The 14482-nt window shown below is 69.4% G+C and carries 13 protein-coding genes and 2 riboswitches; of the genes, 10 read left to right on the top strand and 3 right to left on the bottom strand.

The window, feature by feature from the left end:
• Positions 1-70: 70 nt before the first annotated feature.
• Together gcvH and gcvT are read right to left on the bottom strand one after the other, a co-directional pair.
• Entirely contained in the window at positions 71-448 is a 378-nt protein-coding gene (gene gcvH / locus AC3EUV_RS18290; RefSeq protein ID WP_042149008.1) for a glycine cleavage system protein GcvH, read from the bottom strand.
• A 147-nt stretch (positions 449-595) separates the two neighbouring features.
• Complete coding sequence (gene gcvT, locus AC3EUV_RS18295) at positions 596-1723, bottom strand: glycine cleavage system aminomethyltransferase GcvT (protein WP_435603358.1); 1128 nt, start codon at positions 1721-1723, stop codon at positions 596-598.
• A 33-nt stretch (positions 1724-1756) separates the two neighbouring features.
• Positions 1757-1874, bottom strand: a riboswitch (glycine riboswitch).
• Positions 1875-1970: riboswitch (glycine riboswitch) on the bottom strand. It abuts the riboswitch before it with no gap.
• Positions 1971-2268: 298 nt separating this feature from the next.
• Between gcvT and AC3EUV_RS18300 the strand changes: the two genes are divergently transcribed.
• From AC3EUV_RS18300 to AC3EUV_RS18340, 9 genes are all read left to right on the top strand, one after another.
• Positions 2269-2916 (top strand): AAA family ATPase, encoded by a 648-nt coding sequence (locus AC3EUV_RS18300; RefSeq protein ID WP_432142110.1) that lies wholly within the window; start codon positions 2269-2271, stop codon positions 2914-2916.
• Positions 2917-3006: 90 nt separating this feature from the next.
• The gene (locus AC3EUV_RS18305) at positions 3007-3813 is read left to right on the top strand and encodes an enhanced serine sensitivity protein SseB (RefSeq protein WP_432141995.1); all 807 of its coding nucleotides are present in this window, start codon (positions 3007-3009) and stop codon (positions 3811-3813) included.
• A gap of 72 nt (positions 3814-3885) precedes the next feature.
• On the top strand, positions 3886-4677 hold the full coding sequence (locus AC3EUV_RS18310) for an enhanced serine sensitivity protein SseB C-terminal domain-containing protein (RefSeq protein WP_432142111.1): 792 nt from the start codon (positions 3886-3888) through the stop codon (positions 4675-4677).
• Positions 4678-5058: 381 nt separating this feature from the next.
• Entirely contained in the window at positions 5059-6057 is a 999-nt protein-coding gene (locus AC3EUV_RS18315) for an ABC transporter permease (RefSeq protein WP_387237091.1), read from the top strand.
• Between the two features lie 126 nt (positions 6058-6183).
• Entirely contained in the window at positions 6184-7935 is a 1752-nt protein-coding gene (locus AC3EUV_RS18320) for an ABC transporter substrate-binding protein (RefSeq protein WP_432141996.1), read from the top strand.
• Between the two features lie 78 nt (positions 7936-8013).
• Positions 8014-9024 (top strand): ABC transporter permease, encoded by a 1011-nt coding sequence (locus tag AC3EUV_RS18325; RefSeq protein WP_435603359.1) that lies wholly within the window; start codon positions 8014-8016, stop codon positions 9022-9024.
• Positions 9021-10172, top strand: coding sequence for an ABC transporter ATP-binding protein (locus AC3EUV_RS18330; RefSeq protein WP_432141998.1), 1152 nt, complete (start codon positions 9021-9023; stop codon positions 10170-10172). The genes AC3EUV_RS18325 and AC3EUV_RS18330 overlap by 4 nt, the downstream gene beginning before the upstream one ends.
• A gap of 29 nt (positions 10173-10201) precedes the next feature.
• Entirely contained in the window at positions 10202-11278 is a 1077-nt protein-coding gene (locus tag AC3EUV_RS18335; RefSeq protein WP_432142112.1) for an ABC transporter ATP-binding protein, read from the top strand.
• A 98-nt stretch (positions 11279-11376) separates the two neighbouring features.
• Positions 11377-12783, top strand: coding sequence for a M1 family metallopeptidase (locus AC3EUV_RS18340; RefSeq protein ID WP_435603360.1), 1407 nt, complete (start codon positions 11377-11379; stop codon positions 12781-12783).
• Positions 12784-12799: 16 nt separating this feature from the next.
• Here the strand turns inward: AC3EUV_RS18340 and AC3EUV_RS18345 are convergent, their stop codons facing one another.
• Positions 12800-13435 (bottom strand): trimeric intracellular cation channel family protein, encoded by a 636-nt coding sequence (locus AC3EUV_RS18345; RefSeq protein WP_435603361.1) that lies wholly within the window; start codon positions 13433-13435, stop codon positions 12800-12802.
• 96 nt (positions 13436-13531) lie between these two features.
• On the opposite strand from AC3EUV_RS18345, the gene AC3EUV_RS18350 reads away from it, so the two are divergent.
• Positions 13532-14380, top strand: a complete 849-nt coding sequence (locus AC3EUV_RS18350) for a thioesterase family protein (protein WP_432142001.1) — start codon at positions 13532-13534, stop codon at positions 14378-14380.
• The last annotated feature ends 102 nt before the right edge of the window (positions 14381-14482 follow it).

A 14482-nucleotide genomic window follows, 5' to 3' on the forward strand; every position in this document is an offset into this window, starting at 1 on the left:
AGCTTCCGCGCGGGCGGTGGCGGTCGGGGCTCCCGTCCGGGCGGGCCCGGGAGCGGGGGAGAGCCGGGGCTCAGCTCTGGATGAAGGCGGCGTACTCGTCGGCCGAGAGCAGGTCGCCCGGCTCGCCGCTGATCTTCACCTTGAACAGCCAACCACCCTCGAACGGGGCGGAGTTCACCAGCGAGGGGTCGTTGACGACATCCTCGTTGATCTCGGCGATCTCACCGTCGACGGGCGAGTAGAGGTCGCTGACCGACTTCGTCGACTCCAGCTCACCGCAGGTCTCGCCCGCCGCGACCGTGGAGCCGACCTCAGGGAGCTGTACGTAGACGACATCGCCGAGCGCGTTGGCCGCGTGCTCGGTGATGCCGACCGTCGAGACGCCGTCCTCGGCGCCCGACAGCCACTCGTGCTCCTTGCTGTAGCGCAGCTGCTGGGGGTTGCTCATGGCTCGATTCTCCTGTACGCGAGGGTGTGATCGTGAAGGGGGGCACTCCCATAGCCGCTGGGGGACCCCCACCCGGACGAAGTCCGGGGGAACGTCTTGCGCAGTGAGACGCGCGGGCGCGCGCCGCCGCCTGCCGTCGGTGAACGGTTACTTCTGCCGCTTGTAGAACGGCAGCGCGGTGACCTCGTACGGCTCATGGCTTCCACGGATGTCCACGCAGACACCCTCCGTGCCCGCGGTGGCGTAGGCCGCGTCGACATAGGCGATGGCGATCGGCTTGCCGAGCGTGGGGGACGGGGCCCCGGAGGTGACCTCGCCGATGACCGTGCCGTCGGCCGTGACGACCGGGTATCCGGCCCGCGGCACCCGGCGGCCCTGGGCGATCAGCCCGACCAGCTTGCGCGGCGGCCGGGCCTCGGCGCGCTCGGCGGCCTCGGCCAGCGCCGCGCGGCCCACGAAGTCCCCGTTGTTGGTGGTCTTCTCGAACTTCACGACCCGGCCCAGGCCCGCGTCGAAGGGCGTGGTCGCGGTGGTCAGCTCGTGCCCGTACAGCGGCATGCCCGCCTCCAGGCGCAGGGTGTCCCGGCAGGACAGCCCGCAGGGCACCAGCCCGGCGTCCTTGCCCGCCTCGGTCAGCGCCTCCCAGAGGGCGACCGCGTCGGCCGGCCGGACGAACAGCTCGAAGCCGTCCTCACCGGTGTAGCCGGTACGGGCGATCAGCGCCTGCACCCCGGCGACCGTGCCGGGCAGCCCGGCGTAGTACTTCAGACCGTCCAGATCGGCGTCCGTCAGCTTCTTGAGGATGCCGGGGGACTCCGGGCCCTGGACCGCGAGCAGCGCGTAGGCGTCCCGGTCGTCGCGGATCGCGGCGTCGAAGCCGCCCGCCCGTGCGGTCAGCGCGTCCAGCACCACCTGGGCGTTGGAGGCGTTGGCGACGACCATGTACTCCTGGTCGGCCAGGCGGTAGACGATCAGGTCGTCGAGGATGCCGCCCTTGTCCTCACAGATCATGGTGTAGCGGGCGCGGCCCGTCTTGACCCCGCCGATGTTGCCGACCAGCGCGTAGTCGAGCAGGTCGGCGGCCCGCGGGCCGGTGACGGTGATCTCACCCATGTGGGAGAGGTCGAAGAGGCCGGCGCGGGTACGGACGGCGACATGCTCGTCGCGCTCGCTGGCGTAGCGCAGCGGCATGTCCCAGCCGGCGAAGTCGGTCATGGTCGCGCCGAGCGCGCGATGGGTGGCATCCAGCGCGGTATGGCGGGGGGCATCAGTCATGGTTCCGGGCTCCCAGGCAGGGGTGACAAGACGTTCTCCCCATCTGTCATCGGAACCTGAGAGGTTCACCGGTATCCCGCGAACGGACCCGGTTTGCACCTTGGGTGGAGCCGCCCCGTCAGCCGGGCAGCGGCTCGCTTTTCAGATCTGCCTCGCCCGTGCGGTATAGGGGCCTGAGAGATTCAAGGGAGGACTTGCTCCTTCGGCGCCCCGCCGTGGCGGCCGGGGACTCTCCCGCGCGGGTTCAAGCGGCCGGTATGCAGTTGGCGGTGCACAGGTGAGCTGTGATGTGCACGTGGCGGCCACATCATTGCACGGGATCGCCGGATAAAGGAGCCCCCTCCGCCGCCCCGCCCATCACGTGGGCAGATCGGACAATCGCCTTGATGGGCATTACCTTTTCTTGACACTCTGCGGGTAGGGGACGGACGCGAACCGGACCAGAACGGGCGGGGAGGGCGATCACGGTGCACAGCGAAGCGGCATTCGGGGCGACTTCAGGGGTCGTGCCCCCGGACGTCGCGCCGACGGCGCCGTCCGCCGCCATGTCCCGGACCGGCCGTGCGCGGCGGGCCGTCATACGGCCCGGACGCCGCACCGCGGTCGTGGACCTGCGGGGCGAGCGGCGCCCGCCCGGCGCCACCGAGCTGCGGTTCCCGGCCGGCGACCTGGTGGTGGTCTCCGGGCTGCCGGGCAGCGGCAAGAGCACCCTGATGCACCGGATCGTGCCGTCGCTGGACGGGCACGGCGCCGTCGTGCACCGCATCGATTCGCAGGACGTCCGTGAGCGCTGGGAGCACGGCAGGCTGCGCCGGCTGCCGTACGGCCTCTACCGCCCGCTGGTCCGGGCCGCCCACTATCTGGCCCTGGGCCGTGCGCTGCGCTCCGGCGACAGCGTGGTGGTGCACGACTGCGGGACGCTGGCGTGGGTGCGCCGCTGGATCGCGCGCGCGGCGCGGCGGGGCGGCCGCGGGGCGCATCTGGTGCTGCTCGATGTGGCGCCCGAGGTGGCGCTCTCCGGCCAGGAGTCACGGGGCCGCGGGGTGTCGGGGTACGCCTTCGCCCGGCACCGCGGGGCGGTGGGGCGGCTGGTCGGCGCCGCGGAGTCGGACCGGCTGCCGGAGGGCTTCGGCTCCGCCGTCCTCCTCGACCGGCGGGCGGCGAGCGCCCTGGAGACCCTCGCCTTCCACTGATGCACCCGGGCACGCCCCCGCACACCACATCGCGCGCCTTCTCGTCTAGGGTCTTTGGCCAGATGGCGCGGTTTGGAACGGGTGGGACGAATGACATTTCCGGAGCAGGGGATACCGCAGCTGGCATGGCCGGCGAACGAGCTCGAAGAGGTGCTGTCCGCGTCCGTCGGACACCCGGGCGCCGGCGGCCGGATCGTCGAGGTCCTCGGCCGTAGCCGGCTGTGGGTGCCGCTGCCCGAAGGCGGCGGCCCGGAGAGCGCGGGCCCCGGCGCCCGGGGCCTCGATCTGCCCACCGTCGAGCTCGACGGTGCGCACTACGTCCCGGTCTACAGCTCCGAGCAGGAATTCCTGCGGGTGATCGGCCCGCACATGTCCTTCACCGTCGCCCCGGCCCGGGAGTTCGCCCGCGGGCTGCCGCCGCAGATCGGCATCGCGGTCAACCCCGACGGCACGGTCGGCGTCCCGCTGCCGCCGCCCGCGGTGGCCGAACTGTGCCGGGAGCGGCGCCTGGGGCAGCCGGAGTTCGACGGGCTGCCGAGCGGCGGCCGGGTGCGGCTCTTCGAACCGGACTGGCAGGACGAGCCGGTGGACTTCCTGGCCTCGGCCGGGCTGGAGTTCTCCGGCGCCGGAATTGTCCTGAGTGCCCGGCGTGCCCTGGCAAGTGTCGAGGGCGACACGCCCGCGCTGTTCGTCGGTGTTCAGGTCGCGGCGGATGCCACCGCGCTGCACGACGGCACCGCCCGCGAGACGGTACTGTCAGCCCTCGGACGTGCGCTCGGCGCGGTACCGCTGCCCTGGCCCGTACAACTCGTCATGCTCGACCTCGCCCAGGGTGACCCGGTGGCCGACTGGATGCTGGAGCGGGTACGCCCCTTCTACTCCCGGGACCACCCGTAGGGCACGCCCTAAGCTGGTTGGATGACAGGCGGGCGCACCCCACGTGCCCTGCTGAGAGAAGGGACGGACCACGTGAGCGCGGGTGCGCATCAGGGGCCGGCGGCGGCCGGGCAGCTGGAGCAGCTGCTTCAGCAGGTCTCGCCCGGCCGTTACGACGCCTATGAGGCGCTGCTGCACGCGCTCGCCGCGGGCCAGGTCTGGATGCTGCTCTGGCAGGGCCGGGCCGGTATGCCCGATGCGCAGTACGGAAACATGGAGGTCGAGGGCCTCGGCTATGCGCCGTGTGTGACCTCGGCGCCCGAACTCGCCGCCTCCGGCTGGAATCGCGACCACGAGGTGGTCACCGGTACCGAAATCGCCGCCGCGCTCTTCCCCGACCGCTGGGGCCTGTGGCTGAATCCGCATGCTCCCGGCGGTGGCGTCGGCATCCCCTGGCTGGATCTGCGCCGTATCGCCGGCGGTCTCGACCGGCTGCCCGCCGGGCCGCTGCGGATCTCGGAGCCGGTGATCGACATCCCGCAGTTCTACGCGCTCCTCGCCCAGAACGCCCACCGGACGCCCGCCGTCCGGTCGCTGCGCCGGGCCTGGGTGCAGCCCGCGCTGGGTGCCCCGTATCTGGCGATCGGTCTGGATCTGTACGACACCGGTCAACAAGCGGTGGATTCGGTGCGGTTGATGATCCAGCAGTCGATCGGCGCGGTTCCGGACGGTCTGCCCGTCTCGACGGTCGCGATGAACGACGAGTACGACCCGGTCGGCATGTGGATGCGGGCCTCCACGCGCCCCTTCTTCGACCGTGACGGCTATGTCCAGCCGCAGGCCCCCGCGCCCTCTTACGGCTACGGATACCCGCGTCCGTACTGACGCCCGGCGCCGCCGCCCGGCGCCCGGCTTGGGGTGAATTCGCCCCATGCGCCCCGCCGTTGAACCCCTTTCTCACGGGTATACACACCGCTCAGCCCGAACTTTTGTCCGTATAACGGAATGCCGCGGATCACATCACAGTTACGCATCCTTTCCCCTTCAGGGCTGGTGACTGATCGCGAATCGGATGAAGACTCCCGGCAAGCAAAGGCCATCAGCTCTTTGTACGAGCGTCATCCGAGAACGGCGTCGCACCTTTTGAATTTCCATAAAACGCGAACTTCCGCGATGCCTGCATGACTTGCACCAGTGATGTGAACAAGGCCGCTACCGCGGCGGGCATGGGCCGGCCACCGTCGGCCGAGAGGGGTCAAAGGCACCGTGACCGCACCGATCGAGACCACCGGAGCAGCTGCTGAGGCGCAGCCGGAAGCGGTGCTGAAAGGCGTGGAAGGAAAGCGGATCGAGGGGCGTTCGCTCGGTCAGATCGCCTGGCTGCGCTTCCGGCGGGACAAGGTCGCGGTGGCCGGTGCCATCGTTGTCATCCTGCTCATCGCCGTCGCCGCGCTCTCCCGCCCGATCCAGGCGCTGCTGGGGCTGGACCCCAACAATCCCAACCAGTCGCTGATCGACCCCAACACCACGCTCCCCAAGGGCGACTTCGGCGGCATGAGCGGGGACCACCCCCTGGGTGTGGACCCGAAGTTCGGCCGCGATCTGCTCGCCCGGATCCTGGAGGGCTCCTGGGTGTCGCTGATCGTGGCGTTCGGCGCGACCCTGCTGTCGGTCGCCATCGGCACCGTCCTCGGTGTGGTCGCCGGCTTCTACCGCGGGCGGGTGGACGCCTTCATCAGCCGGATGATGGACGTCTTCCTGGCCTTTCCGCTGCTGCTGTTCGCCATCGCGATCTCCGCCTCGCTCCAGGGCGGCGCCTTCGGCCTGGAGGGCCTGCCGCTGCACATCTCGGTGCTGATCTTCGTGATCGGCTTCTTCAACTGGCCGTACATGGGGCGGATCGTGCGCGCGCAGACGCTGTCGCTGCGCGAGCGGGAATTCGTGGACGCCGCCCGCGGCATGGGGGCACGCGGTCCGTTCATCCTCTTCCGGGAGCTGCTGCCCAACCTGGTGGGTCCGATCATCGTCTACTCGACGCTGCTGATCCCCTCCAACATCCTCTTCGAGGCCGCGCTGAGCTTCCTGGGCGTCGGCATCCAGCCGCCCCAGGCGTCCTGGGGCGGCATGCTCAACCAGGCGGTCAAGTACTACGAGGTCGACCCTCAGTACATGATCGTCCCCGGCCTCGCGATCTTCGTCACCGTGCTGGCGTTCAACCTGCTCGGTGACGGTCTGAGGGACGCGCTGGATCCGCGCAGCCGCTGATGGCCGTGCCTGGCACCCGCTCAGAAGTCTCACCAGCGTTTTTCGCAGTTCTGTAGCTCTGACATACCGAGGTACCGACGTACCGACGTATCGACGTTTCTCGACGAACGAAGGGGACACCGACCCATGCGAAGGTCAGTTCCGGTCGCGGCTGTCGCGGCCATCACCAGTGCGGGCCTTTTGCTGGCCGGCTGTAGCGGGGGCAAGGGCTCCTCGGAAGGCTCCGGCGAGGCGAACGCCGCCACCAAGGGCGTCGTCAACGCCTCGGACGCGAAGGGCGGCACGGTCAGCTACGCGATCAGTGACGCCCCCGAGTCGTTCGACCCGGGCAACACGTACTACGCCTTCATCTACAACTTCAGCCGGCTCTATGCGCGCCCGCTCACCACGTTCAAGCCGGGCCCCGGCCCCAAGGGCAACGAGCTGGTCCCGGACCTCGCCGAGTCGATGGGCAAGCCCAGCGACGGCGGCAAGACCTGGACGTACAAGATCCGCAAGGGCGTCAAGTACGACGACGGTTCCGAGGTGACCTCGCAGGACGTCAAGTACGCCGTCGAGCGCAGCAACTTCGCGCGCGACACCCTCTCGCTGGGCCCGAACTACTTCCAGCAGTTCCTCAAGGACAACGACGGCGGCTACAAGGGTCCCTACAAGGACAAGAGCAAGGCCGGTCTGAAGTCCATCGAGACCCCGGACGAGCAGACGATCGTCTTCCACCTGAAGAAGCCGTTCGCCGAGTTCGACTACCTCGTCAGCGCCCCGCAGACCGCTCCGGTCCCGCAGGCCAAGGACAAGGGCGCCGACTACACCAAGTCCGTGCTGTCCACCGGCTCGTACAAGTTCGAGAGCTACGAAGAGGGCAAGAAGCTCACCCTGGTCCGCAACCCGCAGTGGTCCGCGAAGACCGACCCGCTGCGCAAGCAGCTGCCGGACAAGATCGTCCTGAACCTGAAGGTCGCCCAGTCGACGATCGACAAGGACCTCAAGTCCGGTAACACCCTGGTGGACCTGGCCGGCCGTGGTGTCGACGGGCAGACGCAGGCCCAGCTCCTGACCGACCCCAAGGAGAAGGCCAACACCGACAACACGCTCGGTCAGCGGCTGGTCTACACGGCGCTCAACACCAAGGTGAAGCCGTTCGACAACATCGAGTGCCGCAAGGCCGTCCAGTACGCCATCGACAAGAAGGCCGTACAGACCTCGCTCGGCGGTCCGATACGCGGTGAGCTGGCCTCCACGGTCCTGCCGACCGACATCGACGGCTACCAGAAGTACGACCTGTACCCGCAGAAGTACGACGGCGACAAGCTGGATCTGACCGAGGCCAAGAAGCACTGGGACAAGTGCGGCGCCGGCAAGACCACGACCACGATCCTGGCCCGCAACGACCGCCAGGACGAGGTCGACGCGGCCACCACGGTCATCGACTCGCTCAAGAAGATCGGCGTCACCGCCAAGATCCAGTCCTACCCGACCAGCAAGTACTTCTCGGACTACGCCGGTGTGCCGAAGTTCAACAAGAAGAACAACGTCGGCCTGATCATGATGCAGTGGGGCTCGGACTTCCCGACCGGCTACGGCTACCTCCAGCAGATCCTCAACGGCAAGGCGATCAGCCAGTCCGGTAACACCAACCTGTCGGAGCTGGACGACCCGGAGATCAACAAGCTGCTCGACAGCGCCATCGCCAACACCGACAAGGCGGCCCGCGAGAAGGCGTACGCCGAGATCGACAAGAAGACGATGGAGCAGGCGGCGATCGTTCCGCTCACCTACTTCAAGGTCCTGATGTACCGCTCGCCCAAGGCCACCAACCTGGTGTCCACCTCGGCCTTCAGCGGTCAGTACGACTACCTCAACATCGGCGTCAAGAAGTAGCAGCCCTGGAAGGCAGGTGAAGGCATTGGTGTCCGCGGGCCGGCTTCGGCCGGCCCGCGGCGCCGAGGCCGCATCCCCGTGTTCTCGTACATCATCCGCAGGTTGATCAGCGCAGTGGTGCTGCTGCTGATCGTCAGCGCGGTCACCTTCGGCATCTTCTTCCTGCTGCCGAAGCTGGCCGGGCAGAGCACCGACCAGCTTGCCCAGCAGTACATCGGAAAGGCCCCCACGCCCGCGGACATCGCCGCGGTGAAGAAGAATCTCGGCCTGGACAAGCCCGTGTACGAGCAGTACTGGGACTTCCTCAAGGGCATTTTCGTCGGCGTCGACTACAAATTCGGTCCGGAAGCGGCCAAGTGCCATGTGCCGTGCTTCGGTTACTCCTTCAAAACGCATATCGAGGTCTGGCCGGAGATCCAGTCCCGGCTTCCGGTGACCCTCTCGCTGGCCGGCGGCGCCGCCGTGCTGTGGGTCGTCTCCGGTGTCGCCACCGGTGTGCTCTCCGCGCTGCGCCCCGGCTCGCTCTTCGACCGGATGGCGATGGGCGTGGCGCTGGCCGGCGTCTCCCTCCCGATGTTCTTCACCGGCGCGCTGGCACTGGCCCTGTTCACCTACCAGTGGCCGATCTTCAAACGCAGCGACTACGTACCGCTGCTGGAGGATCCGTTCCTGTGGGCCCGGACCCTGGTCCTGCCCTGGGTCACCCTGGCCTTCCTCTACTCCGCGCTCTACGCCCGGCTCACCCGGGCCGGCATGCTGGAGACGCTGAGCGAGGACTACATCCGAACGGCCCGCGCCAAGGGCCTGCGGGAGCGCAAGGTGGTCGTCCGGCACGGTCTGCGGGCCGCGCTCACCCCGATCATCACGGTCTTCGGCATGGACCTGGGCCTGCTGCTCGGCGGTGCGCTGATCACCGAGCAGGTCTTCTCGCTCAAGGGCGTCGGCGCCTTCGCCGTCGAGGCGATCAACGCCAACGACCTGCCGAACATTCTCGGCGTCACCTTGCTCGCCGCGTTCTTCATCGTCATGTGCAATCTGGTGGTGGACGTTCTGTACGCCGCCGTCGACCCGCGGGTGAGGCTCTCGTGACCGACTCCTCCGAGGACAAGACCGAGACCGCGGCGGCCGGGTCCGCCGCGGCCACCACCACCGAGCAGGCGCCGTCGCCGTTCCTCCAGGTGCGGGACCTCAGGGTGCACTTCCGCACCGACGACGGGCTGGTGAAGTCCGTCGACGGCCTGAACTTCAGCCTGGAGAAGGGCAAGACGCTCGGCATCGTCGGCGAGTCCGGCTCCGGCAAGTCCGTCACCTCGCTCGCCGTGATGGGCCTGCACCGTGCCTCGCGCCAGCAGCGCAGCAAGGTGGCGATGTCCGGCGAGATCTGGCTGGACGGCAAGGAGCTGGTCTCCGCCGATCCGGACGAGGTGCGCCGGCTGCGCGGCCGCGAGATGGCGATGATCTTCCAGGATCCGCTGTCCGCGCTGCACCCCTTCTACTCGGTCGGCAACCAGATCATGGAGGCTTACCGGGTCCACCACGACGTGGACAAGAAGACCGCGCGCAAGCGGGCGATCGAGATGCTCGACCGGGTCGGCATCCCGCAGCCCGACAAGCGGGTCGACGACCATCCGCACCAGTTCTCCGGCGGGATGCGCCAGCGCGCCATGATCGCGATGGCGCTGGTGAACAACCCCGAGCTGCTGATCGCGGACGAGCCGACCACCGCCCTGGACGTCACCGTCCAGGCGCAGATCCTGGACCTGATCCGCGATCTCCAGAAGGAGTTCGGCTCGGCGGTCATCATCATCACCCACGACCTCGGCGTGGTCGCCGAGCTCGCCGACGATCTGCTGGTGATGTACGGCGGACGGTGCGTCGAGCGCGGCCCGGCCGAGAAGGTCTTCTACGAGCCCCAGCACCCCTACACCTGGGGCCTGCTCGGTTCCATGCCGCGCATCGACCGTGCGCAGACCGACCGGCTGATCCCGGTCAAGGGCTCCCCGCCCAGCCTGATCAACGTCCCGTCCGGCTGTGCCTTCAACCCCCGCTGCCCGTATGCGGACGTGCCGAAGGACAACCTCACCCGTACGGTCCGCCCCGAGCTGCGCGAGGCCGGCAGTGGGGGCACCCCCGCCAATGGGGGCGTAGCCGACGGGGGCGGGCACTCCTCCGCCTGCCATATGTCGCAGGAGGAGCGGGAGCGTATCTGGACCGAAGAGATTGCGCCGAAGCTGTGACCGAGACGACTGACTACCAGAACAAGAAGATCCCGCTCCAGAAGGGGACCTCCACGGAGGCTCCCGCCGACGCCGCGCCGCTGCTGAAGGTCCGCGGTCTGGTCCGGCACTTCCCGATCACCAAGGGCCTGCTCAAGCGGCAGGTCGGCGCGGTGCAGGCGGTCGACGGCATCGACTTCGATGTACGGCCCGGGGAGACCCTCGGCGTGGTCGGCGAGTCCGGCTGCGGCAAGTCGACGATGGGCCGGCTGATCACCCGGCTCGACGAACCGACCGGCGGCTCCATCGAGTTCCAGGGCCAGGACATCACGCATCTGTCCCAGGGCCGGCTGCGGCCGATGCGCCGGGACGTGCAGATGATCTTCCAGGACCCGTACGGTTCGCTGAACCCGCGGCACACCATCGGCGGGATCGTCTCCACCCCCTTCCGCCTCCAGGGTGTCGAGCCCGAGGGCGGGGTGAAGAAGGAGGTGCAGCGGCTGCTGGAGCTGGTGGGCCTGAGCCCGGAGCACTACAACCGCTATCCGCACGAGTTCTCCGGCGGTCAGCGGCAGCGCATCGGGATCGCCCGGGCGCTGGCGCTCAAGCCCAAGCTGGTGGTCGCCGACGAGCCGGTCTCCGCGCTGGACGTGTCGATCCAGGCCCAGGTCGTCAACCTCATGGACGACCTCCAGGAGGAGCTGGGCCTGACGTACGTCATCATCGCCCACGACCTCTCGGTCATCCGGCATGTGTCGGACCGGATCGCGGTGATGTACCTCGGCAAGATCGTGGAACTGGCCGACCGCAAGGCGCTCTACGAGGCGCCGATGCACCCGTACACCAAGGCGCTGCTGTCCGCCGTCCCGGTGCCCGATCCCAAGCGGCGCACCCAGCGCGACCGGATCCTGCTGAAGGGCGATGTGCCGTCGCCGATCAACCCGCCGTCCGGCTGCCGGTTCCGTACCCGCTGCTGGAAGGCGACCGAGGTGTGCGCCACCACCGAGCCGCCGCTGGTCGCGCTGCGGACCGGGCACCAGGTGGCCTGCCACCACCCCGAGAACGCGCCCGACCCGGCGCCGGCCGGGACGTCCGGCGGGGCCGGCCAGGAGCCAACCGGTAAGTAACTCCGAGGAATTGGCAAAGTCCCGGGCAAAGCGGCACGGGAGGGTGCAGAGTCGGCGCGATTGTTCTTCCTTCGCCCGTGTGTCCGAAAGGACGGCTCATGGCACTCTCCCGTTCTGCGCGTCGCACCTCCCGCTGGCTCGCCCTGGCCACCGCCGTGGCCTCGGCCGCCTCCATCGCCGCCGCTCCCGGCGCGTCCCCCGGCGCCCCCGGCGTCGGTGACCCGTACTTCCCCCGCCTGGGCAACGGCGGCTTCGACGCCCTGCATTACGACCTCGGGGTCAGCTATCAGCCCGGCAGCGGCCGGCTCGACGGCCGCACGAAGCTCACCGCCCGCGCCACCAAGAACCTCTCCGCCTTCGACCTCGATCTCCAGAAGCTGACGGTCGACAGCGTCCGGGTGAACGGCCGCCGGGCGCACTTCGGCAGATCCGGCGACGAGATAACCGTCCGCCCCGACTTCCCGCTGCGCCGCGGCGCGAAGTTCACCGTCACCGTCGCCTACCACGGTGTCCCCAAGCCGCTGAGCGGCCCGATCGTCTTCGGCTCCGACTACGGCTGGATGAAGACCAAGGACGGGGTCTTCGTCGCCTGCGAGCCGAACGCCGCCTCGACATGGTTCCCCTCCAGCGACCACCCGGGCGACAAGGCCACCTACGACATCCGTATCGACGCCCCCAAGGGGCTGACCGGCGTCTCCAACGGGCGGCTGGTCGGCACCCGGGAGGCGCACGGCCGCTCGTACGCCCACTGGCGCGAGAGCCGTCCGATGGCCACCTACCTCGCCACCGCCACCATCGGGAAGTTCGATGTCCGTACGGGCACCACGCCCGGCGGCACGCCCATCTACGTCGCCACCGACCCCACCCTTCCCACCGGCAAGGTCGACGTCTACGGCATCACCGCGGGGGCCACCGACTACTGGTCGAAGGTCTTCGGGCCGTACCCCTTCGAGGAGACCGGCGCGATCGTCGACGACATGCCGCAGGCCGGCTTCTCGCTGGAGGTGCAGTCCAAGCCGGTCTACTCGGCGGTGCGCAGCGAGTCGACCATCGTCCATGAGCTGGCGCACCAGTGGTTCGGCGACTCGGTCTCCGTGAAGCGGTGGCAGAACATCTGGCTCAACGAGGGCTTCGCCACGTATGCGCAGTGGCTGTGGAGCGAGCACCGCGGCACCCGCAGCGCCCATGACACGCTCCGTGCGCAGTACGCCGACATCCCGGCCGACAGCGCCTTCTGGAAGGTGAAGGTCGCCGATCCGCAGCGGGACACCATGTTCGCCGGCGCGGTCTACGCCCGGGGCGCGATGACGCTCCAGGTGCTGCGGGAGCGGATCGGCGACCAGGCGTTCTTCGAGCTGCTGCCGGCCTGGACCGCCCGCCACCGCTACGGCAACGCGGAGACCTCCCAGTTCATCGCGCTCGCCGAGAAGATCTCCGGGCAGCAGCTGGACGACCTCTTCGACACCTGGCTGAACACGGACAGCAAGCCGGCGCTGCCGAACTAGGCCCTGCGCCCCCGGGTCAGCCGGCGTCCGGCCGGCCGCCCCGGGGGCGCAGCTGCTCCGGCCGCGGCAGATGCAGCCCGAGGTAGACGGCCCCCATCCGCAGGGCGAAGACCAGCCCCGCCGAGACCACCGCGGCGGAGGTGGCGCCGGTGCCGAGGTGGTACAGCAGCAGATAGCAGCCGCCGCCGGCCAGCGCGGCGATCGCGTAGACGTCCTCCCGCAGCAGCAGCGGCGGGAACTCCCCGCACAGCACATCGCGGATGACCTCACCGGCGACGCCGGTCAGCACCGCCAGGATGATCACGGCGAGCGGGGTGGCGCCCGCGTCGATCGCGGCGCGGGCGCCGATCACCGTGACGACGGACAGCCCGACCGCGTCGACCACCAGCAGCGACTTGTGCGGCAGCTGCCAGAACCGCAGATAGATCATGGTGCCGACGCCGACACAGATGATCACGGTCAGCAGTACCCAGTCGTGCGTCCAGTACAGCGGGCGCCGGTCGAGGATGAGATCGCGCAGCGTGCCGCCGGAGATGGACGCGGCGAAGGCGAGCACCAGCCCGCCGAAGGGGTCCATGTTGGCGCGATAGGCGGCCAGCACCCCGCTCGCCGCGAAGGCCGCGACACCGACCAGGTAGAGGACGTGAAGCATGGCGCACATCATGGCAGGCGCGGAAGGAGCGGTTCCGCCCGAGGCGGTAAAAACTGACACTACCGGTCGGTAACTATCCGGTGTAGCGTGCAACCCATGGCTCTGGCGACCCACTGCACCAGCGAGTTCGACCGCGATACGGCGGTCACCCGCCGCGCACCCGGCGTCTATGACGCCCACCTCTCCGCCGGCTGGACGATCATCCAGGCGGTCAACGGCGGCTACCTCCTCGCCCTCATGGGCCGCGCCCTGGGCGACGCCCTCCCGCACCCCGACCCGATGTCGGTCACCGCGCACTACCTCACGGCCTCGGTCCCGGGCCCCGCGGTGATCCGCACCGAAGTGGTCCGCACCGGCCGCACGATGTCGACCGGCACCGCCACCCTCGTCCAGTTCGCGGAGGACGGCAGCGAGATCGAGCGGCTGCGGGTGCTCGCCGCGTACGGCGACCTCGGCGCCCTGCCCGACGACGTCCGCACCACCGCCAAACCCCCGGCCATCCCGCCGTACGAGCACTGCCTGGGCACGGACAGCGCCCCCGACGGCCGCCCCGCGATCCCCGGCAGCACCGCCATCGCCGAGCGGCTCGCCCTCCGCCTGGACCCGGCGACCGCGGGCTGGGCCGTCGGCGCCCCCTCCGGCAGGGGCGAGATGCGCGCCTGGTTCGGCCTGGCCGACGGCCGCGAACCCGACCCGCTCTCCCTCCTGCTGACCGTCGACGCGCTGCCGCCCACCGCCTTCGAGATGGGCCTGTCCGGCTGGGTCCCCACCGTCGAACTGACCGCCCACATCCGGCGGCGCCCGGCCCCCGGCCCGCTGCGGGTCGCCATCACCACCCGCAACCTCGCCGGCGGCTTCCTGGAGGAGGACGCCGAGGTCTGGGATTCCGAGGACCGACTCGTCGCCCAGTCCCGGCAGTTGGCGCGGGCGCTGCTCCAGGGGTAGGGCGGGGATGTCGCTTCCGTGCCCTTTTCGCAGGTGGCTGCGGGTGCGGAAGCGGAAAAAGGACGGGAAAGTACGGGCGGTGACCCGGCGGCTCATGTCAGA

This window comes from Streptomyces sp. bgisy130 (assembly GCF_057708345.1).

Excerpts from the sequence above, each read along its gene's own strand:
- gcvH (WP_042149008.1), bottom strand. The coding sequence starts at position 448 with ATGAGCAACCCCCAGCAGCTGCGCTACAGCAAGGAGCACGAGTGGCTG.
- gcvT (WP_435603358.1), bottom strand. The coding sequence starts at position 1,723 with ATGACTGATGCCCCCCGCCATACCGCGCTGGATGCCACCCATCGCGCG.
- AC3EUV_RS18300 (WP_432142110.1), top strand. The coding sequence starts at position 2,269 with ATGTCCCGGACCGGCCGTGCGCGGCGGGCCGTCATACGGCCCGGACGC.
- AC3EUV_RS18305 (WP_432141995.1), top strand. The coding sequence starts at position 3,007 with ATGACATTTCCGGAGCAGGGGATACCGCAGCTGGCATGGCCGGCGAAC.
- AC3EUV_RS18320 (WP_432141996.1), top strand. The coding sequence starts at position 6,184 with ATGCGAAGGTCAGTTCCGGTCGCGGCTGTCGCGGCCATCACCAGTGCG.
- AC3EUV_RS18340 (WP_435603360.1), top strand. The coding sequence starts at position 11,377 with ATGGCACTCTCCCGTTCTGCGCGTCGCACCTCCCGCTGGCTCGCCCTG.
- AC3EUV_RS18345 (WP_435603361.1), bottom strand. The coding sequence starts at position 13,435 with ATGCTTCACGTCCTCTACCTGGTCGGTGTCGCGGCCTTCGCGGCGAGC.
- AC3EUV_RS18350 (WP_432142001.1), top strand. The coding sequence starts at position 13,532 with ATGGCTCTGGCGACCCACTGCACCAGCGAGTTCGACCGCGATACGGCG.